Source organism: Pectobacterium sp. A5351, assembly GCF_028335745.1.
GTDB lineage: Bacteria > Pseudomonadota > Gammaproteobacteria > Enterobacterales > Enterobacteriaceae > Pectobacterium.
In genome coordinates this window covers 2,436,722-2,458,832 of sequence record NZ_CP116477.1, presented here as the reverse complement: position 1 = coordinate 2,458,832, position 22,111 = coordinate 2,436,722, and the positions used below count along the sequence as shown (strand labels likewise).

The following is a 22,111-nucleotide window of genomic DNA, read 5'->3' as shown; positions in this document are numbered from 1 at the left end:
CACCGATCCCACCGGGGGCGATACTGCCCCCATGAATACTAATTCTGTTTACTGGCAACCGGCCCTGCAACACCCTGGCGAACTCGTCGAGGGCGTTGCCGATATCACACAAACCATTCACATCATTCTGCGCACGCCACGCGGTAGCGATCCCCATCGTCCCGAATTTGGCAGCAACCTGCATCACTACATTGACTACCCGATTGACCGAGCAATTCCGCACGTCGTGCGGGAGACGGTCGAAGCAATCAAACGTTGGGAGCCGCGCTGCAAACTGCTGGCCGTGAAGCCATTGATTGATGGCTCGCATATGACATTGCGCCTGAGCTGGGAAACAACCAGCGGCGTGCTACAGGCTACGGAGGTGCTATGGCGGTAACGACTGAACCTGTCTTCATTGAGCGTGATGCCGCGAAGATTACCGCAGAACTGATTGCAAAATATGAGGCAGACAGCGGTAAGACACTGTATCCCGCCCAGGCTGAACGCCTGCTGATTGACTTGATGGCCTACCGTGAAATGCTGGTACGCAGTGCGATTCAGGATGCGGCCAAACAGAATTTGGTGCGCTATGCCCGTGCGCCGATGCTGGACTACCTCGGCGAACTGGTGGGAACGTACCGCCTCGCGGCACTGGCCGGACAAACGACGTTGCAGTTTAGCGTCGAAAGCGCATTGTTGACTGATACGCTGATCCCTGTGGGAACGCGCGTCAGCGCATCTGACAGCGTCTTATTTGCAACCGACAGCGATGTGATAATGAAGGCTGGCACACTGAGCGCAACAGTGGCAGCGACCTGTACGCAGGCGGGGTTAGTGGGCAACAACTGGCAACCGGCGCAAATCAGCACGTTGGTGGATGAGATTGACGATATCGACTTCACGGTGAGGAATCTTACCGCCAGCGTCGGTGGTTCTGATGAGGAAACCGATGACCGGCTGCGCGAACGCATCCAATTAGCCCCTGAGTCCTTCAGCACGGCAGGCTCAAAATTAGCGTACCGCTATCATGCGCTGAGCGCTCACCCTGATATTGTTGACGTTGCGGTAGTCAGAGCCGAGCCTGGCGCCGTTCATTTATATCCGCTGCTGTCCACTGGCCTGCCTGATGACAGTGTGCTGGCGCAAGTAATCAGCGTTTGTTCTGATGAAAAAGTCCGGCCACTCACGGACACCGTCGCGGCAAAATCCCCGGTTCCGATTGAATACTCACTGCATGCCAGATTGACGCTCAAACGCGATGTGCAGTCATTGCCAGTTAAACAAGCAGCACAACAGGCTGCGTTAGCCTGGACAGAACAACGTCGGGCAACATTGGGGCAGGACATCGTGCCCAGTCAGATTAATGCCGCCTTATTGCTCGATGGGGTTTACAGCGTTGAGCTGCTGTCCCCTGCGTTGCTGGTGCTTGATGACTGGCAACTCGCTATCTGTACAGACATCGCAATAGCTATTGCAGGTGCGGCTGATGAGTAAAGACCTTCTCCCGCCCTCACTGGCGTCTGATCTGCGATTTAGCGTGTTGGCATCGTTACTGGATGGATTTGACGCTCTGCAGGTTGAAGCCGTCATTGTCTATCTGGTCGACATCGTTGACAGCAGCGCACTGGATGCGCTTGCTGAGCAATTCTCTCTGAAGGAGGACGGTTGGCAACTGGCTGAATCTGAAGATGCCCGCCGCGCAATGATTAAGTCAGCGATAGAGCGGCATCGCTTCAAAGGGACGGAATGGGCCGTTCGTGACGTTATCCGTAGTCTCGGATTTGGTGATGTGGAGTTAATCGAACACATCGGACGCCTAAGTTACAACGGTACTCGCAGTTATAACGGTCACATGGTTTACGGCGATAGCAACAAATGGCCTGTCTACCGCGTTTTGCTGCAACAACCCATCACCAACGACCAGGCGCAGATGCTGCGTAACACATTGGAAATGATTGCCCCCGCCCGCTGCCTCTTGGCCAGTCTGGAATATCTGGGGGTGCCTATTCGCTATAACGAAACCGCGTCGTATGACGGCAGTTATAATTACGGGAGTGCATAAATGGCTAACTTGCCTGAACAAAAAACGTGGATCGACGGCATTTATCAACTGGAAACATCAGACCCTGTTGTCGGTGGCCCCGGAGGTATTTCCAACCGACAGGCTGAACAGTTGGCTAGCCGCACGACTTATCTGAAGAGCGAGCAGGAAAAAACGGAAAGTGATTTGGCCACGCATGTCGGTGCCGTTGATCCTCATACCCAATATGCGCCGAAAGCGAGTCCAGCCCTCACAGGAACGCCAACCGCTCCAACTGCCGCTCAAACAGCTAACAGTAATCAGATTGCGACTACAGCATTCGTTAAAGCTGCGATTACTACGTTAATCAACGGCTCACCAGCAGCGCTGGATACGCTGCAGGAGCTGGCGAATGCGTTGGGGAATGACCCGGACTTCAGAACCACTGTGCTTAATGCGATTGCTGATGCCAAAGCCGACGCGACAAATAAGCTGAATACCCATGCATCAACTCTTGATGCACATCCCCAATACGCGCCGAAAACGAGTCCGGCATTCACAGGAACGCCAACCGCCCCAACTGCAGCATCCGGTTCTAATGACACGCAACTGGCCACCACGGCATTTGTGAAAGTGGCTATTGCAGCTCTGGTAAACGGCTCACCAGCTGCGCTGGATACACTGCAAGAGCTGGCGAACGCGCTAGGGAATGACCCTAACTTTTCCACCTCGATATTGAATGCGTTGTCTGGAAAACTGGCAAAAGACCAGAATGGCGCGGATATTCTTGATGCGTCACTGTTTCGCAAAAACATAGATATCGGTGAGTTTCGCAGAAATAGCGTGGTACTCGGAACTGTCGACACAGAGCAGTATTTTAATGTAAACACGCCGGACGGTAATTATATCGTTGGCGGTAACCCTGATGTTCTGAAAATCCCAATTTCAGATGCCTTTTTAAACTGGCGTCGGTTCATTGGTAATGATGGTTCGTTTTACGGTGTCCTAAATATTGTGGGATTCTACACGCCATCTGGCGGGCAATTTCGTCAGTTCCATAAAGTTGTAATTAAAGGGCAGTGGCAATCACCGACAGAGATTTTTAATGATTCATGCCGATTGATTAACGGGGAGGTTTCGGCAGCGACAAACCCATTCATGGGGATCGGTTTTTATAACGGAGATTTCGGGAATTGGCCGAGTGCGTTCGGCGTCGTTTTGCAATCGTATAAAAAAGACGCTGGCGCAATTAGTTTGATGCAAGAGTCAGTTTCTAATGCTAATCACCCATATCGATTGTTTGGCAGAAATATTGTCGTGAAACCAGATGGGGGGGCTACCTATGGCGTCCCCGTAGAATTCTACCACACTGGACATCTGCCGACGGCCAATGACGTTGGCGCACTCCCTATCACAGGCGGTGTGATTCAGGGTGGCATTCGAATTGATAGGGGAAATATAGATTTACCTGCAACCCGCGCGGTGGTTGGCATGATGCCTAATGGTAGCTACAGGCAAATGCTGTCGTTATCGCCGGATGATACTGTCGTTTTTGGCGGACCGAATAGTTCAGCCGTTATTCATACAAATGACAGAGCATACATTGCGGTTGCAGGTGGTAAATGGTGCGCCGTTTATCATGAAGGCAACCTTACCTCTGCCGCAATCGGCGCTATGCCGTCTGCTGAACTGGTGGGTATGCCGCAGCTATTCCCTGGCGCTGTCGCACCTGCTGGCTGGCTGAAATGCAACGGTCAGCAATTCGACACGGCGCAATTTCCTGTTTTAGCGTCCCGCTATCCGTCCGGTTTCCTGCCCGATTTACGCGGTGAGTTTGTTCGCGGGTGGGATGACGGGCGCGGGGTTGATAGCGGTCGTGCGCTGCTTTCAGCGCAGGGTAATACTATTCAGAGCCACGCTCATGAATACAGAGACCGCTATTACATTGAAAACGGGAATGGCATTAACGTCGCATATTCAGAAACTGCGCCACTGAATTACAACAGTAACGTAGGTTCACAGGGAACAGATTCGGACAATAGGATGTGGCTCTATTACGATAGTCTCACGTCAGAAGCAGGCAATACAGAAACCCGCCCCCGCAATATTACATTTAACTACATCGTGAGAGCAGCATAATGAGCAACTATTCAACACAAATCAAAAACGCAGAACTGAACGAAAGTGGGCTGGCAATCAACGCGGGCTGGATTACTGTTTATCACGTTAACCCCGCAACGCGAGAATATCAGAGCGCGAGTTATGAATATGTCATGCAAGGCGTCGGGTTACCCGCTGACAGCTACGCCGATGAGCCTGAATTACCGCCCGTTGGTCAAGCCCTGCGCCGAGCGGCTGACGGTAAATCATGGGAACAGGTGCCGGACTATCGCGGCCAGACGGTTTACATCACGGAAACACGCCAGCCGCAGACTGTGACGCAGTTTGGCGAACTGCCGGATAACGTCACGCTGCTGAAACCGGCTACCGAATTCGACGTGTGGAACGGTAAAACATGGGTGATCGACAAGGCCGCGCAAGCTGTCGCAGCGCTAAAATCTGCACAGCAGGAGCTTGCTACACGCAAAGCCGCTGCCACGTCTCGCATCAATGAGCTGACGTATGCTGTTAATTTGGATATTGCGACCGATGAAGAGAAAGCCTCGCTGACAGCGTGGCAAAAATATGCAGTGCTACTGAGCCGTGTTGATGTGAGCGCTACAGATATCGAGTGGCCGATTGTACCGAGTTCATAAAGGGAGATTTGTAATTTTTTTACGATATGTGAAATAGTTAAAGCGATGCATTTATCGCGCAGAATGTGCCGCATTTATCGCGCGGCGCATCATATTGCCGTCGACTGGAGTGGCTATCCCTCTCAGGCTTTTCATGTCCTGCGTGCCAGCCTTGTCTGTGATGGCCGCGCTATCCCCTTGATGAGTCAGGTGGTTCCGTCAGAAAAGCAAAACAATATTTTGATACAGAAAGCCTTTCTTGACGCGCTTGCCTGTGCTATTGCCCCGCAAATGAAAGTCACCCTCATCACCGACGCGGGCTTCCACAATGAATGGTTTCGGCATATCAAAGCACTGGGATGGGGCTTTATTGGTCGCATCCGGGGAAACGTAAAATTTTGCCTTCATCATGGCCCGGAACGCTGGCTGAACGTGAAAGACTGTACTGGCACGGCGCGCGCGGAATATCTGGGAGCCGGAACGCTGGCGCGTTCAAAAAAGGCGCAATGCAACGGACATTTTTATCTTTATAAAAAAGCGCCGAAAGGCCGAAAAAGCCAACGTCGCAAAGGGAAACCGAGCCATCCCACAACAGAAAAAGAACAGCGTGCGTCAGCTAAAGAGCCGTGGCTGCTATTTACCAGTACTGATGAATTCAAGCCCCATGAAATTATGAAACTCTACAGCAGGAGAATGCAGATTGAACAAAACTTTCGCGATGAAAAGAGTGAGAGATTTGGCTTTGGCTTACGCGCCTGTGGAAGCAAAACGGGTGAGCGGCTTTGGGTGCTGAGTTTGCTGGCAACACTGGCATCAATTGTTCTCTGGTTATTAGGATATCATTTTGAAAATAAAGGTCTTCATCTTCATTATCAGGCGAACAGCCTTAAAAGTCGAAGAGTGATATCGTTTTTGACACTGGCGGAAAATGTACTGCGGCATTCACCGCGAATAATCAGGCGAGTGAAGCTGGAGAGTATTTTAGCCCAACTCACCAGCACCTACCGAAATATGGTGCTGGTTTATTAGCGATGATTTTGTGGGGATCCCTCAGCCTGAAAGGGTGAATCTCAGGGATGAGATTCATATCTGCGCAATCCGAGCGTACAGGGATGTGTTTACAGCGTCTTTACGATCTATCCGTTACTACCGCTCAACAGACTTTGTCAGCAACTTCCAGCGGAGCCAATGTGCTCCGCTTTTTTATGCTTTATCCCACCAGCTCCTGTGCATAGGCGTACAGCGCTTTTAGCTGTGCCATCTTCTCTTTATCGTCTTCATGCAACTGATACAAATTGCTGAGTTCTGACAGATAGTCCTGCAAGCGTTCTGGCGTAAATACCGTACGCCGATGTTGCAACCACCGTTGCTGTTCGCGGTCGTCCAGCGTGCCGGGGAAATTGCGAGCGCGATAGCGGAAAAACAGCGGTTCCAGGCGATTATCGGCAAACGTGAGATCCAACGCGGGAAGGTTCTGCGGGGCAGTCTCCTGAATAATCTTCATCGCCATGCGGTCGGCATCGCCAAAGAAGCCATCATAAAGCCGTAAATCGACATCTTCAGAGGCGGCGAACGCGGAGGCATCGGCAAACAGCTCCACCACTTTTTCTCTGACGTTCGCGTGGTTACGCAGCAGCGCCAGATTGTCCAGACAGCGTTGACGATCGATGCCCAATCTTTCCGCATCTTCTGGTCGTAAGGTATTGGCAGGCGCTAAGACCGGACACTTATTGATGTGTACCAGCTTGAGCGGAACCGCACTCTGATCGGCTTCCAGCGCATCCCGACGGGTGTATAACCGTTCACGCAATGTCTCGCTATCCAGCTCCAGCAGCGGCGTCATATCGCCAGCCAGATCGCACATAATAACCGCATTACGGTTGTCCGGATGCCAGGCGAGCGGCACGACCCAACTGGTGTTGCTCCTTGCTGCGCCAAACATGCCAGACACGTGCACGAGCGGTTTCATCTGCGGGATATCAATTAGTGCGGAAATTTTGTTTTTGTTACGCAGCGTGAACAGATACTCAAACAGCTTGGGCTGTGCCTGTTTAAACAGTTTCGCCATGGCGATGGTGGCATAAACGTCGGACATCGCATCATGCGCCTGCTCGTGTGAAATACCGTTGGCTTTCGTCAGATGCTCAAGGCGGAAACTGGGCAGGCCGTCATCGTTTTCCGGCCAGACGATGCCTTCCGGGCGCAGGGCATAGCAAGCACGTAACGCATCCAGCAGATCCCAGCGAGAGTTGCCGTTTTGCCAGCTGTAAGCGTAAGGATCGTAGAAGTTACGGTAGAAAATATTGCGGCTGACTTCATCATCAAAACGTATGTTGTTGTAGCCCATAATACAGGTGCCGGGCACGCTGAATGCGTCGTGGATCTGACGAGCGAATTCTGCCTCATTGACGCCTTTTGCCAGCGCGACCTGTGGCGTGATTCCGGTGATCATCACCGCTTCTGGTTCCGGCAGGTAATCATCCGACGGGCGACAATAAATGACCAGCGGCTCACCGATAATATTGAAATCCATATCGGTACGGACACCCGCAAATTGCGCGGGGCGATCGCGAGCTGGATGTTTACCGAACGTCTCGTAGTCATGTATGAAAAAAGTGGGTTGTGTTTTCTCGGCCATATATGCAGTTAGCTACGTGTGCGCGCTGAGCCTGAAATCAGGCAAAACAATCTGGAAAACGGCAAGGATACCATTGAATCGACTTTTCTGTGGCGCTTTCCTGATTTGCATCACTTCTCTGGCTTACATCACTTCTCTGGCTTACATCACTTCCCTGACTTACATCAAAAGAAGGGTAGACATAATCGCTAGGCATGAGTGTGTCCATTCGGTTACAATTTTCGTTTTAATGCGAATGATAATTAAATTCGATACTTTGCGACGTTATTCACGCTGCTTCATGCCGAAATAAGGAGAAAGGAATGCGGTTTCCCTCAATGATTAACATGACGCTGCTGGCTTCCGCGTTAGTGGTGGCTGGCTGCGATCAGGCTGATTCAACATCTGTGGCAAGACAAACTGTAGCGATTGAACATACAAAAGGTGTCACGCAGGTTCCCGTGAATCCGAAAAAAGTCATTGTGTTTGATACCGCCATTCTGGATACGATGACCGCGCTGAACATCGATGTTGCTGGCGTGCCACAAGGCGACGCAAAAATATTTCCAGATGTTCTCGCGCAATACCGAGACAGTAAGTACCTGAATGCTGGCACGTTGTTTGAGCCTAATTATGAAGCCATCAGCAGTGCTGCGCCGGATTTGATTATTGGTGGCGGTCGCGCTCGTGATGCCTATGACAAATTAAATGCTATCGCACCAACGATTGCGTTGGATATCGATGATCGTCAATTTATGGCCAGCTTTACGCAGCGAGTGGAACAACTGGGTGAAATTTTTAGCAAGCAGGATGAAGCTAAAGCCAAACTGAATGATTTTAAAAATCGTATCGCTCAAACGCGTGAAAAAGCCGATAAAGCAGGGTCTGCATTATTGGTGATGGTGACGGGGGGGAAAATGTCGGCATATGGCCCGAAATCCCGTTTCGGCTTTGTTTTCGATGAGTTGGGATTTAAACCCGCGACAGAGTTTCCTGAGTCAGGCCGCCACGGGAATATTGTGACATCTGAACTGTTGTTGAGTGTCAATCCGGACTGGCTATTCGTCTTCGATCGTGACAGCGCGATTGGTAACCAGAAGGAAGGTCAATCAGCGAAACAGGTTTTGGATAACCCATTAGTGAATAAAACCAATGCCTGGCAGAATAATCGCGTGGTTTACCTGGACTCTTCTTCGATTTATATCGCGGGTGGGTTGCAAAGTTATCTGCGTCTGATCGACGATGTCAATAAAGCACTTGATGCGAAACCTTAAGACGGCATCGTGACTTCAGTAATGAAAGCGTTTTATTTTTCGGCAGGTATCATCCTCATGTTGGGGATGATTACCTGTAGCCTATTTATTGGTGCGGGACAAGTTACGCTGGATGCAGTATGGACCGACCCGATGATGCGTGACATTTTTTTTATCAGTCGTGTCCCACGTACCTTGGCGCTGTTATTGGCGGGAAGCGCCATGAGCGTTGCCGGGCTAATCATGCAACTGCTGACACAGAATCGCTTTGTTGAACCTTCACTGGCTGGTACAACGCAGTCTGCGGGGTTTGGCTTGCTGGTGGTGATGGTGGTTGCGCCATCCGCTTCCTTGATGGTGAAGATGGTTGTCGCCAGTGTGTTTGCCATGATTGGTACGCTGCTGTTTATGATGCTGTTGCGCCGCATTGTCCTCAAATCGGCGTTGGTTGTGCCGCTGGTCGGGATCATGTTTGGTGCCGTCATCGGTGCGGTAACGACATTCGGTGCCATGCATTATGACTTGTTACAGTCGCTCGGTAGCTGGGAAGCCGGGGATTTTTCCGGGATTTTACAAGGCCGATATGAATTGCTCTGGCTGGTGGGAATCCTGACGTTATTAGCGTGTTGGACGGCAGACCGTTTTACTGTTGCTGGAATGGGGCGGGAGTTCTCCGTCAATGTTGGCCTGAATTACCGGCAGGTTATGTTGCTGGGGCTCTCTATCATTGCGGTGATAAGCGGTGTCGTCGTCGTTGTCGTCGGCGCATTACCGTTTTTGGGACTGATTGTGCCAAACCTGATTAGCATGATCATCGGCGATAATGTGCGGAAAACTATCCCCTGGGTGTGTTTGCTTGGCGGTGGGCTTGTGCTGCTATGCGATATCATTGGTCGTGTGGTGCGTTACCCGTTCGAGATTCCAGTGAGCGTCATTCTGGGTGTGATCGGTGCTGTCGTGTTCCTTACCCTGTTGTTGAGTCAGAAACGCCATGTCAGTTAATGAATTTAAGGTTGATACCCGCCCTGCAACAGCGCCAGTCGAGCCCAGCGCCGCGCCTTATCGGCGTTTATGGTGGTTGAGTGCGGGGGCATTAGCGATAATCGTCGTGTTCATGACCATCAATCTGGGGGGGAACCTACGCTATATCCTGATACATCGAGGGCAGATTTTATCTACGATGATACTGGTGGCATTTGCTGCCAGTGTATCAACGGTATTGTTCCAGACGGTGACCAATAACCGCATTCTGACCCCATCAATCATGGGATTTGAGGCGCTGTTTGTCCTGTTGCAAACGATGGTGTTGTTCTTTTTCGGCGTGCAAGGTATTTCAGCGGTTGGCGTCAGTGGTAAGTTTGTCTTCGAAGCGTTGTTGTTGGTTCTGTTCTCCTCGTTACTTTATCGCTGGTTGTTTACCGGTCGTCACAGCAATCTGCATTTGGTTCTGCTGGTCGGGATCATTTGCGGTACGTTGTTTCGCAGTGCGTCAAGCCTGATGCAACGTCTCTTAACGCCCAGTGAATTCGCCGTGTTACAGGGGCGAATGTTCGCCACGTTTACTCGAGCAGCCCCAGAATTAATTGTGCTATCAGCGGTCATCATCTTGATTGTGGCGCTGTTCGTGTGGCGGTTGCGTTTCCAATTAGATGTGTTGGCGTTAGGGAAAAATACGGCGATTAATCTTGGGATCGCCTACAAGCGCCATGTCACCATCGTACTGTTATTGGTATCCATACTTGTTGCTATTTCGACGGCATTAGTGGGGCCACTGACCTTTTTAGGGTTCATGGTTGCCAATTTAGCCTATCTGATCGCAGGGTCCAGCCAACATCGTATTCTTCTCCCAACGGCGTTTTTGCTTGGCATTATCGCATTAGTGGGGGGGCAACTGATTTTGGAGCATCTGCTTGGCATGGCTGGTGCGCTCTCTGTCGTCCTCGAATTTATCGGTGGGTCGCTGTTTATTGTGTTGCTACTGAAAAAGGTTTCCGTGTGATTGAGATCGGCAATGTAACCAAAACGTATAATAACGTAACGGTATTAAATAATGTCACGGCGACAGTGCCTCGCGGTGGCGTCACGTCGATAATCGGCCCGAACGGTGCGGGGAAGTCGACATTGTTGTCCATCATCAGCCGTTTGCTGGAAGCGGATCGCGGACAGGTAAAGGTTAATGGCATGGATGTGATGACAACGCCAAGCGATAAGCTTGCTACCTGTTTGTCCGTGCTGCGGCAGGAAAACCAGTTTACCAGCCGCTTGACGGTGGCGGAGCTGGTGGGTTTTGGCCGTTATCCTTACACCAAAGGGCGGTTGAACGCTGACGATCGTGAGCGTATTAACGCCGCGTTGGCGTTTCTCAATCTGACCGAATTGAAAGATCGTTTTTTAGATGAGCTTTCCGGCGGCCAACGGCAGCGTGCTTATGTCGCGATGGTGCTGTGTCAGGACACGGAATATGTGCTGCTGGATGAACCTCTGAATAATCTGGATATGAAACACGCCGTGGCGATGATGAAGCAGATCCGCCGTGCGGCGGATGAACTAGGCAAAACCATCGTGCTGGTTATCCACGACATCAACTTTGCTTCTGCCTATTCAGACTACATTATTGCGATGCGCAAAGGGCAGATTATCTATACGGGAAAACCGGAGGACATTATGGTGTCCGACGTCCTGGAAGATATTTTCGATACTGAAGTGGCCATTGAAGAGGTTCATAATCAGCGTATCGCGGTATATTATCGTTAATGGTTTGATGACAGATTATCCGCTCGGCGGGGCGTTTGCGCAAAGGGTGTAAGCACTGCTTGAAAGACGCTGGGTATAACCTGTATGGTGAATGCATAAAGAATTTATGTATGACTTAAGGTAAGGGTAAAAGATGGATAAGGACACTAAGCCGTGTTTCCAGGATGTGCTGGAATTCGTGCGCATGTTTCGTCGCAAAAATAAACTTCAGCGTGAAATCGTCGACAACGAAAAGAAAATTCGCGATAACCAGAAGCGCGTTCTGCTGCTGGACAACCTGAGCGAATATCTGAAACCGGGTATGTCCATTGAGGACGTGCAAAATATCATCGCCAATATGCGCAGTGATTATGAAGATCGCGTTGATGACTACATCATCAAGAACGCCGATCTGTCGAAAGAACGCCGTGATCTGTCTAAAAAGCTGAAAGCGATGGGCGAAGTTAAATAACCTAACGTCCCGTTTTTACGGGAAAACCGTTTTCTACTGTAAACCGTTTTCTACTGTAAATTGTTTTCTACTGTAAAAGGATCGCTTCTGCGGTCCTTTTTCTTTTAGCTTTTACGCCACATCCTGCCTTTTTGTCTACCCACTTGTTTGAGCGTCGGTGGCGGTCGTTAATGATTTTGTCGCTGATGATGATGCCAAACGCTGTGAGAACTGTAATCCAGCTCGCACAACCGAATGTCATTCTTTGCAATGTCGCCACTTTCTTGCGAGGCATTTTCCTACCTGAGTTTTTCTTTCTGTCGCATGAGCTTGAGTTATTGCAACATTCTGGAACGAACAACAGGGAAAGAGGGAAGGTTGTGTCATGGTAATGGACGATATCAGTAAAAGTGATGATGTCGGTAAATAGTCTGGCGTGGGCCAGCGTGCTGGGTATTCTGCCGCTGTTTTTTTTACCGCAGCTCCCAGCGCCAACGCTGCTGTGGTGGGGTGTTGGGCTATCTACCTGTGTGGCGCTGGGCGGATATAGTCACACAAGGGTACGGTTTGTCGCCCTTGTTGCCGTGAGCTTCTGTTGGGCTACGTTGAATGCTCAAACCCTGCTGCTACAAATCGATCGTTTCACGCAGGATCCGGTTAATGCTGTCGTGACAATCAGCAGCATACGGTTCAGCGAACACGCTGATGACGGGATTACGGTTCGGCTGGAAGAGATAGACCAGCAACGGATCTTCCCACCGCTATATGCTCAACTGGCCCTGTCATCGGCGATGGAAAGCTGGTGCGGCGGCCAACGCTGGGCGATAACCGCCAGTTTTCGTCCTATCCATAGTCGACTAAATGAAGGCGGCTTTGATAGCCAGCGCTGGGCGATAGCCAAACGACAACCGTTATCGGGTCGTATACTCGCGGCAAAGGTCGCTGACAGCCGCTGTGATTTCCGCCAGCGCACGATCGCACAGGCGGAACAGCAGGTACAGGGGTTAGCGTGGCGTTCTATTTTACTGGCGCTGACGTTTGGTGAGATGAAAACGGTTAGCTCAGCGCTCAAGGCGCTCCTTCAGAATACCGGTACGATGCACCTGATGGCGATCTCTGGTCTGCATATTGTGCTTGCGGGGCTGGTTGGATGGGGAATGGCACGGGCGTTGCAGTATGGCTTTCCCGTGCAGTGGATTGGCTATCGTTTCCCATTGATCGCGAGTGTCGTGGTTGCCTGGGGATATGTCTGGCTGGCGGGGGGGAACCCTCCGGCGGTACGTTCGGCGCTGGCGCTTAGCGTATGGCTCTGCCTGAAAATGTGGGGCGTTAACTGCTCAGCCTGGCAGGTCTGGCTATGGTGCGTGGCGCTGATTCTGGTGAGCGATCCGTTGAGCGTGCTGTCAGACAGTTTCTGGTTATCTTGTCTCGCGGTGGCATCGCTCATTTTCTGGTTTCAATGGGTGCCGCTTCCTCATCGGCTACAGACAAGGAGCCGCTGGTTCTGGCTACGTTGGATCCATCTGCAAACGGGAATCACTTTGCTATTGATGCCCTTGCAGCTTCATATTTTCCACGGTTTTAGCATCACCTCCCTGCCAGCCAATCTATGGGCGGTGCCTTTAGTGTCGTTCGTGACGACGCCGCTTATTTTGTTGGCGTTGAGCATGATGGCATTCGCGCCGCTGAGTGGCATTCTCTGGTGGCTGGCGGATGTTTCGCTACGTGTGGTGTTCGCACCGCTGACGTATCTGCAAACGGGGTGGGTATATCTTGATGCATCACTGCTGCTAGGGAGCGTCGCGGGGTGGGGAGCCGTTGTCATATGGCGCTTTCGTTGGTGGTGGATCCATCCGACGAGTGTTGGCGTGTTGATTCTGGTTTTATTGGCTTTCCGCATAAAGAGCGATGAACCGGATTGGCGTGTGGACATGCTGGATGTCGGCCACGGCTTGGCCATCGTGATTGAGCAACGTGGAAAGGCGGTGCTGTACGATACGGGAAACCGCTGGGAAGGGGGCGATATGGCGACGCGAGAAATTCTGCCTTACCTACGCTGGCGGGGAGTCGACGTGGAAAACATTATCCTAAGCCACAGCCATATGGATCATGTCGGGGGACTGGAGACGCTACAGGCAGCCTACCCTGAAGCTACGATATATAGCGCCACCAACGCGATGAATCATCGCTCTTGTCTACGGGGTGAGCGTTGGCGCTGGCAGGATCTCACGTTTACCGTGCTGTGGCCGCTAGCGCTCACTGAACGAGCGGAAAACAACGACTCCTGTGTGATCCGCGTTGATGATGGTAAACACCGTGTTTTATTAACGGGCGATCTGGAATCGGATGCGGAAAGGGCGTTGATTCGGTTAGAGGGCAGCGCGCTGCGTGCGAATTTGTTACAAATCCCTCATCATGGCAGTAAGACATCCTCCTCCCCTCCCTTCATTCGTGCGGTGAATGCCGAATTCGTTATCGCCTCGGCGGCACGCTATAACCCGTGGCGGCTGCCTTCAGTAAAGATTGTCGAACGATACCAGCAATATGGTTACTCATGGTTTGATACTGCGTCATTTGGTCAGTTAAGTGCACGTTTTTTCAGCGATTCATGGCACATTCTGCGGTTCAGGGATCATATATCGCCTCGTTGGTATCATCAGTGGTTTGGCGTAGGACGGTATAATGAGTAAAATGGTCGGCTATTTCTTCCCGCTTCAGGTTTACTACATGCTGAATGATAAAGATCTCTCCACCTGGCAGACCTTTCGCCGCCTATGGCCGATGATCTCTCCTTTTAAGGCAGGGCTTGCTGCTGCTGCAATTGCACTCATCATTAACGCAGCCGGCGATACATTAATGCTTTCACTGCTTAAGCCCTTACTGGATGAAGGATTTGGTAAAGCGGAACGTTCTGTATTGCTCTGGATGCCACTGGTCGTCATTGGTTTGATGTTAGTAAGAGGGGCGTCAGGTTTCGTATCGAGCTACTGCGTCGCCTGGGTTTCAGGAAAGGTGGTGATGAATATGCGTCGACGTCTGTTCTCCCATATTATGGGGATGCCAGTCGCGTTCTTTGACCAGCAGTCAACCGGAACGCTACTTTCCCGTATTACCTATGATTCGGAGCAGGTTGCGGCTTCGTCATCTGGCGCGTTGATTACGGTTGTCAGGGAAGGTGCCTCGATTATCGGGCTGTTTATTCTGATGTTCTACTACAGCTGGCAGTTGTCCATCATTCTGATTGTGATTGCGCCGATCGTATCGATCGCCATGCGCATGGTGTCCAAACGCTTCAGAAATATTAGTAAGAACATGCAGGACACCATGGGGCACGTGACTACCAGCACCGAGCAAATGTTGAAAGGCCACAAAGAAGTGCTGATGTTTGGCGGCCAGGATGTTGAAACCCAGCGTTTCGATCAGGTCAGCAACCGGATGCGTCAGCAGGGTATGAAAATGGTGTCCGCGTCGTCGATTTCCGATCCTATTATCCAGTTGATCGCTTCGCTGGCGTTGGCATTTGTGCTGTATGCTGCCAGCTTCCCTAGCGTGATGGAAACGTTAACCGCCGGGACGATCACGGTGGTTTTCTCTTCCATGATTGCACTGATGCGCCCGTTAAAATCCCTGACTAACGTTAACGCGCAGTTCCAGCGTGGGATGGCCGCGTGCCAGACGTTGTTTGCGATTCTGGACATGGAGCAGGAACGTGATACGGGCAAACTCGAGATCGAGCGCGCGAAAGGCGAACTCGAGTTCCGCCAGGTGAATTTCGCTTATCCGGGAAGAGAAAACCTGGCGCTGAAGAATATCAATCTGCATATCCCTGTGGGTAAAACGGTGGCGTTGGTTGGTCGGTCTGGCTCAGGTAAATCAACGATTGCCAGTTTGATTACGCGTTTTTACGACATTCAATCAGGTGAAATTCTGCTTGATGGTCACGATCTACGCGAATATCGCCTGTCTTCCTTACGTAATCAGGTTGCACTGGTTTCTCAAAACGTGCATCTGTTCAACGATACGATAGCTAACAATATCGCCTATGCTCGTAATGAGCATTATAACCGTGAAGAAATTGAACGTGCGGCGAAAATGGCTTATGCGATGGATTTCATCAATAAGATGGAACATGGTTTGGATACGGTGATTGGTGAAAATGGCGTGATGCTTTCCGGTGGGCAGCGGCAGCGTATCGCAATTGCTCGCGCGCTGCTGCGTGATAGCCCGATCCTGATATTGGATGAAGCTACGTCGGCGCTGGACACGGAATCGGAACGCGCGATCCAAGCAGCCTTAGACGAACTGCAAAAAGATCGTACTGCTCTGGTGATTGCACACCGCCTTTCCACGATTGAAAAAGCGGATGAGATTCTGGTGGTTGAAGATGGCAGAATCATTGAGCGTGGTAACCATGCTGCATTACTGGCGGCAAACGGTGCTTATGCGCAGCTACACAGAATGCAGTTTGGCGAATGATTGAACGTATCTGGTCTGGTCGCTCGCGGCTTTATTGGCTGTTGCTGCCGTTTTCGTGGCTATACGGATTCGTCACGTTTCTGATCCGCCAGAGCTATCAACTCGGATGGCGGAAAAGCTGGCGAGCTCCCGTTCCTGTCGTGGTTGTCGGAAATCTGACGGCAGGCGGCAATGGAAAGACTCCGGTGGTCATTTGGCTTGTCGAGTACCTACAGCGCAGAGGTTATCGTGTCGGCGTGGTGTCACGTGGTTACGGTGGGAAAGCTGAACGTTATCCTCTATTGCTGGATGAGTCGGTGACGACGGCGCAGGCTGGCGATGAGCCGGTGTTGATTTTTCAACGTACGGGCGCACCTGTTGCGGTGGCCCCTTGCCGTCGGGATGCTGTGAGTGCGTTATTGGCACAGCACACGCTAGATGTGGTGATCACCGACGATGGGTTACAGCACTATGCGTTGGAAAGAGATATTGAGCTGGTTGTGATTGATGGAGTGCGGCGCTTTGGCAACGGATGGTGGCTGCCCGCAGGTCCAATGCGGGAAAGAGAAAGCCGTCTGGCCTCGGTGGATGCTGTCATTGTTAACGGCGGCACGCCGCGAACAAACGAGATAGGCATGACATTAACCGCAGGTATGGCGATTAACTTACTTTCTGGTGAGTCCCGACCGCTGAGCCAGTTGCAGGATGTGGTCGCGATGGCGGGTATCGGACATCCCCCGCGTTTTTTTGCTACGCTGCGTGAGGCTGGCGTCAGCATTGCACGTGAAATTGCTTTTGCCGATCATCAATCGTACCAGCCAGAACAGCTCGAATCCCTGACTCAGGATACAATGCAGCCGCTGCTGATGACGGAAAAAGATGCCGTAAAATGTAAGACGTTTGCTCAGGATAACTGGTGGTATCTGCCAGTCGATGCCGTGCTCGCTGAGCCCCACGGAACACAATTGCTTGAAAAATTGGAATATGTGCTGAAGCAGCATGCTGGTAGCAGAACGTAAATCGCCGTACCACGGTTTTAGATATCTCTTGAAGGTATCGCCATAGTAGATCGCTGCCATAGCGAGAAAGAACATGTCGGTCATAGATTGGCCCATAACGTTGGCAAATTTTTCGCAGAATGAAAGCGGTGATGATGAGATAGAAGAGTAAAGCGTTTGCGCCATGGATGGCGCAATCCGAGCGTACAGGGATGTATTTACAGCGTCTTTACGATCTACCCATCATCATCGTCCAGCGGGCTTTGCCAGCACCCTCAGCCGGTCATCGATCGGCCAAAGATGGAGGAAGCATGGATCACCGTTTACTTGAGATTGTTGCCTGTCCTGTTTGTAATGGTCGGCTGTATTTTAATAAAGAGAAACTGGAGCTGATATGCAAGGTCGATGGTTTGGCCTATCCGGTTCGTGATGGTATCCCCGTGCTGCTGGAAAACGAGGCGCGTAAGCTTGGCGCTGATGAGATAACACAATGACCTTTACCGTGATCATTCCTGCGCGTTTTGCGTCAAGCCGACTGCCCGGTAAGCCGCTGGCGGACATCAACGGCAAACCGATGATCGTCCATGTGATGGAGCGGGCGTTGGAATCGGGGGCGCAGCGCGTTATTGTCGCCACAGACCATCCCGATGTTGAAATGGCTGTGCAGCAAGTCGGCGGTGAAGTCTGCCTGACCCGCGCCGATCATAACTCCGGTACGGAACGTCTGGCTGAAGTCATCGAGCGCTACGGTTTTACCGACGATGACATCATCGTTAACGTTCAGGGCGATGAACCACTCATTCCTTCCGTGATCATTCGTCAGGTAGCGGAAAACCTCGCTGCCAGTAAAGCGGGAATGGCAACGCTGGCGGTGCCGATTGAAACCAGCGAAGAAGCATTCAACCCGAATGCAGTAAAAGTGGTGACCGACGCCGAGGGATACGCGCTGTATTTTTCCCGTGCGACAATCCCCTGGGACAGAGAGCGTTTTGCTCAGTCTAAGGAAACCATTGGCGATCATTTCCTGCGTCATATCGGCATTTATGCCTATCGTGCGGGTTTTGTGCGCCGTTATGTTAGTTGGGCTCCGAGCCAACTGGAGCAAATCGAATTACTGGAGCAACTACGCGTGCTGTGGTACGGCGAGAAGATTCACGTTGCGGTTGCGAAAGCGGTGCCTAGCGTCGGCGTTGATACGCCAGAAGATCTGGCCCGTGTGCGGCACTTCATAGCGAATCAGTAAGATCTATCACGCTATACTGCGATGAATACGTCATGGGGAATCTACCCTTACCGAAATAGATTTTCTCCATGACGTTTTTTCTTTATACGACATATTATTTTTAATAATTATTTAGGCTATAGCACTTATTTATATAAGTATTCTTAAAAATTCTCAAATTGCACTACACCGCTTATTTTGCAGATGATTTATTTTCATTCTGAATTGATGAGTAGCGAGTGGAACTTTTATTTTTATATTTAAATGCTACTATCAATTCGCCATGTTTTTGCATGGCGTTTTTGTTATTTCAACTAAGGATGGTAACGATATGAGTGCTAAACGTTATATCACAAGATTTTTTCTCGGCGGTATGTTAATGGGGGTAGCTGCGGGCTGCAGCGCGGCGGTTTATTACATGGCACCCAATGGCAATGACGCGAATAGCGGCAGTAAAAACGCCCCCTGGAAATCCATCGACCATGCACAAAAAAACTTAATTCCCGGCGATCGTCTGTGGATTCGTGGTGGTAACTACGTGTTTACCAAAGGGCTTAATGTCTGTACGACACGTACCGATGTGGTGAACGCGATCACGCTGAATAAAAGCGGCACGGAGGGTAAACGTATTGAATATTGGGCGTACAGCGGGGAAGTGCCCGTGTTTGATTTCAGCCAGATGCAGGATGATTGCCGCGTCAAGGGCTTCAACGTTGTTGCAGATTGGATCTCTCTGAAAGGTCTGGAAATCACTGGGGTTCCTCAGCGTAATAACCTTAACCATGAATCTTGGGGGGTGTGGATCAGGGGCAGTAATAATATATTCGAGCAGTTAAATATTCACCACATTATGGGGACGGGTTTGTTTATCCAGCGTGGCGGATATAATCTGGTATTGAATAGCGACTCTCACCATAATTACGACCCGTTGACATCCAATGGTGCAGGCCAAAGTGGAGATGGATTTGGTGCGCATATCCCAGCTAATCAGCCAGGTAATATTTTTCGGGGATGCCGCGCGTGGTCAAATTCGGATGATGGCTTCGATTTAATTAACGCCTATTCTCCGGTGCTGATTGAAAATTCCTGGGCCTGGTCACATGGCTATTTACCGGGGACGACGCAGTCGCTGGCAGCAGGTAATGGTAATGGTTTTAAAATCGGCGGCTACGGTGGTGTCTATGTGGCAAATGCGGTGAAACATACCGTGCGTAACTCGGTTGCATTTTTAAATAAAGCAGCCGGTTTTTATGCCAACCACCACCCGGTAGCGAACGATTTCTTTAACAACACCGGCTATAAAAATAACCCTAACTTTAATATCCGCGGTATTGATGCGAACGGAAAGGCGATTGCATTGGGTACACTGCGCAATAACGTTTCTCATGGCGGTAAAGACCTGTCGTTCTCCGATGGCGCGAACATGCGTTATAACTCATGGGATCTGAAAATTGCGGTATCGGATTCTGATTTCGAGAGCGTTTCCGTAACCGGGTGGGATGCACCGCGTCAGGCAGATGGCAGCTTGCCGGTACTGAAGAGCTTGCACCTTGCGTCAGGTAGCGCGCTGATCAACAAGGGTGGGGATGTCAAACTGCCTTACAAAGGTTCAGCGCCCGATCTGGGTGCCTTTGAACGCGAATAATGGCGGCGTATTCATTCACTAGCCTGCCACTCACACTATCCTCTGCTGATCGTGCAGGGGATAGTACTACTATATAATAGTGCTGCAATCATGACGGCAGGGCGTGTTCCCTGCTGTCATTGATCCCCTTTTATTTGATCTGCGTTGAAGTATTTGTCTTCTGCTCGCCGCATCATGGTGGGTGGAGTCATTTGGCTCAACGGAGGTATAGCCGTTTATGGAACAGTTGAAATCGGAGCTCAGCACGGTGTTGGGGGAAAGCCTCAGCCGGCTTGAGTGCATAAGCGAACAGCCCTATGCGGATCTGTATGCCTTGTATGATAAAGAAGGCAACGCCATTCCTTTGTTGGCTAAGAGCTATGTTTGCCAGGGGGTAGCGCAGCAGGAAGCCTACAAACTCTCGATGCTGGCGCGTGAGGGTGATGTTCGTTTGCCAACCGTTTACGGACTGGTGTTGACGCAGCAGCAGCCGTACCGGGAACTGCTGCTGATTGAGCGTTTGCGGGGGGTGTCGGTGGAGGCGCCACCAAGAAGCGGACAGCGCTGGACGCTGCTGATGGATCAGATTGTTGAAAGCGTATTAGCCTGGCATCGCATTGATAGCCATGGTTGCGTCGGTTCTGTCGATAGCACGCAAGACAACGACTGGGCTAGCTGGTATCAACAGCGTGTGGAAGTGTTGTGGTCGACGCTGCTCAATGTCAATGCGCCGCAGTTGACGCAACAGGATCGGGGTGTGCTTTATCGCTCTCGCCAATGTCTGGCGATGCTGTTTGAAGATTTTGAGGATGGCTGTGTGCTGGTACACGGTAATTTTTCCCTGCGCAGCATGTTGAAGGATGCCCGTAGCGATCAGCTATTGGCGATGATTAATCCGGGCATGATGTTGTGGGCACCGAGAGAGTATGAACTCTTCCGGCTTTGTGAATCCGGCATGCCAGAACAGTTACTGTATCACTACCTGAAACAGGCACCGGTAGCGGAATCCTTTGTCTACCGGCGCTGGCTGTATGCTATCTGGGAGGCCGTGGCCCGTTATATCCACACGGGGCAATTAGACCGTCAGCTCTTTGATGTGGCTTCCCGGGAGCTGTCCCCTTGGCTGGAATGAGCCTGTGGTTGTTCGGTGTTGTGCGGTGGTATTGAGGCTCCCTTCAGCGATTGCCAGAGGCGACCCAGTGTTTCATACCAGGCGCGTTCGCTGTGCGATAAATAGTACGCGGATGGAAAAACTTTCTCCCACGGGTTGAGCGCGGACGTGATCGCCATCTGATTCGCTGGAGCCGGAATTGGCGCAAGCCCCTGAGCCTGGAAGAATCGTATGGCGCGAGGCAGGTGGTTGGCCGAGGTCACCAGCAAGAAAGGGCGATCGCCAACAATCTTCGCGGTTTCCACCGCTTCTTCTTCCGTATCCCTTGGCGTATCCAGAATAACGATATCCTGCTGCGGAATCCCCAGACTTTCTGCTACCAGCGCCGCAGTTTTAGCACTGCTCACCGGGTTACCCTGTGCCGCCCCGCCGGTAAAAATCAATTTTGCGCCGGGGTTGGCATGATAAAGGCGAACGCCTTCCGTCACGCGGGGGAGGCTATTGCTGATGAGATTGGAACTGGGAGCCCATTCCGCGTTATAGGTATACCCCCCGCCTAGTACGACGATATAGTCGGCTTTGCTCGCCTGCGGCGTTTGCCGCCAGGTTGGGTAGTGTGATTCCAGTGGTAATAACAGCCTATCGGCGACAGGTTGCAGGCTGAGCAGAATAAGCGCCAGCCAACTGACTAGTATTATCGTTCTTCCCGTACGCTGCCGTTGGGTAAACCAGAGCAGCAGCAGGCCAACACCCATCAGAAGCAAGAGCAATGGCAGAGGCTGCAGAAGGCCACCGACGAACTTTTTGAGTGTGAAAAGCATAAAATTGCATTCCTTTTGAGTGAAAAAACCGCATCCGGGAAGATATCATGCGGTAAGGCCATTTATTCTAAGCCAGCCTGTGCCAAAAT

The 22,111-nt window shown here is 51.2% G+C and carries 19 protein-coding genes and 1 pseudogene; 18 read left to right on the top strand and 2 right to left on the bottom strand.

The window, feature by feature from the left end:
• Nucleotides 1-31 precede the first annotated feature (31 nt).
• From O1Q74_RS11455 to O1Q74_RS11425, 6 genes and pseudogenes are all read left to right on the top strand, one after another.
• A complete protein-coding gene (locus O1Q74_RS11455; RefSeq protein ID WP_271873229.1) occupies nucleotides 32-379 on the top strand; it encodes a GPW/gp25 family protein in 348 nt (115 codons plus the stop codon).
• Complete coding sequence (locus O1Q74_RS11450; protein ID WP_271873227.1) at nucleotides 370-1,476, top strand: baseplate assembly protein; 1,107 nt, start codon at nucleotides 370-372, stop codon at nucleotides 1,474-1,476. Before O1Q74_RS11455 ends, O1Q74_RS11450 begins: the two co-directional genes overlap by 10 nt.
• Nucleotides 1,469-2,044: a phage tail protein gene (locus tag O1Q74_RS11445; RefSeq protein WP_271873225.1), complete on the top strand. Its 576-nt coding sequence runs from the start codon at nucleotides 1,469-1,471 to the stop codon at nucleotides 2,042-2,044. Before O1Q74_RS11450 ends, O1Q74_RS11445 begins: the two co-directional genes overlap by 8 nt.
• On the top strand, nucleotides 2,045-4,141 hold the full coding sequence (locus O1Q74_RS20270) for a phage tail protein (RefSeq protein ID WP_334311362.1): 2,097 nt from the start codon (nucleotides 2,045-2,047) through the stop codon (nucleotides 4,139-4,141). It begins immediately after the preceding gene.
• On the top strand, nucleotides 4,141-4,758 hold the full coding sequence (locus tag O1Q74_RS11430) for a tail fiber assembly protein (RefSeq protein WP_271873223.1): 618 nt from the start codon (nucleotides 4,141-4,143) through the stop codon (nucleotides 4,756-4,758). Before O1Q74_RS20270 ends, O1Q74_RS11430 begins: the two co-directional genes overlap by 1 nt.
• Before the next feature lie 93 nt (nucleotides 4,759-4,851).
• A pseudogene (locus O1Q74_RS11425) lies at nucleotides 4,852-5,766 on the top strand (IS4 family transposase); the annotation flags it as partial.
• 181 nt (nucleotides 5,767-5,947) lie between these two features.
• Here O1Q74_RS11425 and sbcB read toward each other — a convergent pair.
• Nucleotides 5,948-7,375 (bottom strand): exodeoxyribonuclease I, encoded by a 1,428-nt coding sequence (sbcB, locus tag O1Q74_RS11420; protein ID WP_271873221.1) that lies wholly within the window; start codon nucleotides 7,373-7,375, stop codon nucleotides 5,948-5,950.
• A gap of 302 nt (nucleotides 7,376-7,677) precedes the next feature.
• Here sbcB and O1Q74_RS11415 point away from each other — a divergent pair, with 302 nt between their 5' ends.
• The 12 genes from O1Q74_RS11415 (at nucleotide 7,678) to O1Q74_RS11360 (ending at nucleotide 21,222) form a co-directional block, all read left to right on the top strand.
• Nucleotides 7,678-8,628, top strand: a complete 951-nt coding sequence (locus tag O1Q74_RS11415; protein WP_271873218.1) for a siderophore ABC transporter substrate-binding protein — start codon at nucleotides 7,678-7,680, stop codon at nucleotides 8,626-8,628.
• A 21-nt stretch (nucleotides 8,629-8,649) separates the two neighbouring features.
• On the top strand, nucleotides 8,650-9,609 hold the full coding sequence (locus tag O1Q74_RS11410) for an ABC transporter permease (RefSeq protein WP_180741228.1): 960 nt from the start codon (nucleotides 8,650-8,652) through the stop codon (nucleotides 9,607-9,609).
• Nucleotides 9,599-10,606, top strand: a complete 1,008-nt coding sequence (locus tag O1Q74_RS11405; protein ID WP_442953082.1) for an iron chelate uptake ABC transporter family permease subunit — start codon at nucleotides 9,599-9,601, stop codon at nucleotides 10,604-10,606. Before O1Q74_RS11410 ends, O1Q74_RS11405 begins: the two co-directional genes overlap by 11 nt.
• A complete protein-coding gene (locus O1Q74_RS11400; protein ID WP_180741226.1) occupies nucleotides 10,603-11,361 on the top strand; it encodes an iron ABC transporter ATP-binding protein in 759 nt (252 codons plus the stop codon). The genes O1Q74_RS11405 and O1Q74_RS11400 overlap by 4 nt, the downstream gene beginning before the upstream one ends.
• Nucleotides 11,362-11,494: 133 nt before the next feature.
• Nucleotides 11,495-11,812 carry a PTS system regulator TmaR gene (tmaR, locus tag O1Q74_RS11395; RefSeq protein WP_180741225.1) on the top strand — a complete coding sequence of 106 codons (318 nt, stop codon included), beginning with the start codon at nucleotides 11,495-11,497 and terminating at the stop codon, nucleotides 11,810-11,812.
• 395 nt (nucleotides 11,813-12,207) lie between these two features.
• Entirely contained in the window at nucleotides 12,208-14,481 is a 2,274-nt protein-coding gene (locus O1Q74_RS11390) for a ComEC family protein (RefSeq protein WP_271878881.1), read from the top strand.
• Nucleotides 14,482-14,518: 37 nt separating this feature from the next.
• Nucleotides 14,519-16,267, top strand: coding sequence for a lipid A ABC transporter ATP-binding protein/permease MsbA (gene msbA / locus O1Q74_RS11385; protein WP_271878879.1), 1,749 nt, complete (start codon nucleotides 14,519-14,521; stop codon nucleotides 16,265-16,267).
• Entirely contained in the window at nucleotides 16,264-17,265 is a 1,002-nt protein-coding gene (lpxK, locus tag O1Q74_RS11380; RefSeq protein WP_271873210.1) for a tetraacyldisaccharide 4'-kinase, read from the top strand. The genes msbA and lpxK overlap by 4 nt, the downstream gene beginning before the upstream one ends.
• Before the next feature lie 290 nt (nucleotides 17,266-17,555).
• On the top strand, nucleotides 17,556-17,738 hold the full coding sequence (locus tag O1Q74_RS11375; RefSeq protein ID WP_005967647.1) for a Trm112 family protein: 183 nt from the start codon (nucleotides 17,556-17,558) through the stop codon (nucleotides 17,736-17,738).
• Nucleotides 17,735-18,487 carry a 3-deoxy-manno-octulosonate cytidylyltransferase gene (kdsB, locus tag O1Q74_RS11370; RefSeq protein WP_271873193.1) on the top strand — a complete coding sequence of 251 codons (753 nt, stop codon included), beginning with the start codon at nucleotides 17,735-17,737 and terminating at the stop codon, nucleotides 18,485-18,487. Before O1Q74_RS11375 ends, kdsB begins: the two co-directional genes overlap by 4 nt.
• Before the next feature lie 310 nt (nucleotides 18,488-18,797).
• Nucleotides 18,798-20,111 carry a pectate lyase PelN gene (pelN, locus tag O1Q74_RS11365; RefSeq protein WP_271873190.1) on the top strand — a complete coding sequence of 438 codons (1,314 nt, stop codon included), beginning with the start codon at nucleotides 18,798-18,800 and terminating at the stop codon, nucleotides 20,109-20,111.
• A gap of 217 nt (nucleotides 20,112-20,328) precedes the next feature.
• Complete coding sequence (locus O1Q74_RS11360; protein ID WP_271873187.1) at nucleotides 20,329-21,222, top strand: YcbJ family phosphotransferase; 894 nt, start codon at nucleotides 20,329-20,331, stop codon at nucleotides 21,220-21,222.
• On the opposite strand, the gene elyC is transcribed toward O1Q74_RS11360, so the two are convergent.
• Entirely contained in the window at nucleotides 21,174-22,022 is an 849-nt protein-coding gene (elyC, locus tag O1Q74_RS11355; RefSeq protein WP_271873183.1) for an envelope biogenesis factor ElyC, read from the bottom strand. The two genes, O1Q74_RS11360 and elyC, sit on opposite strands and share 49 nt — an antisense overlap.
• Nucleotides 22,023-22,111: the final 89 nt, after the last annotated feature.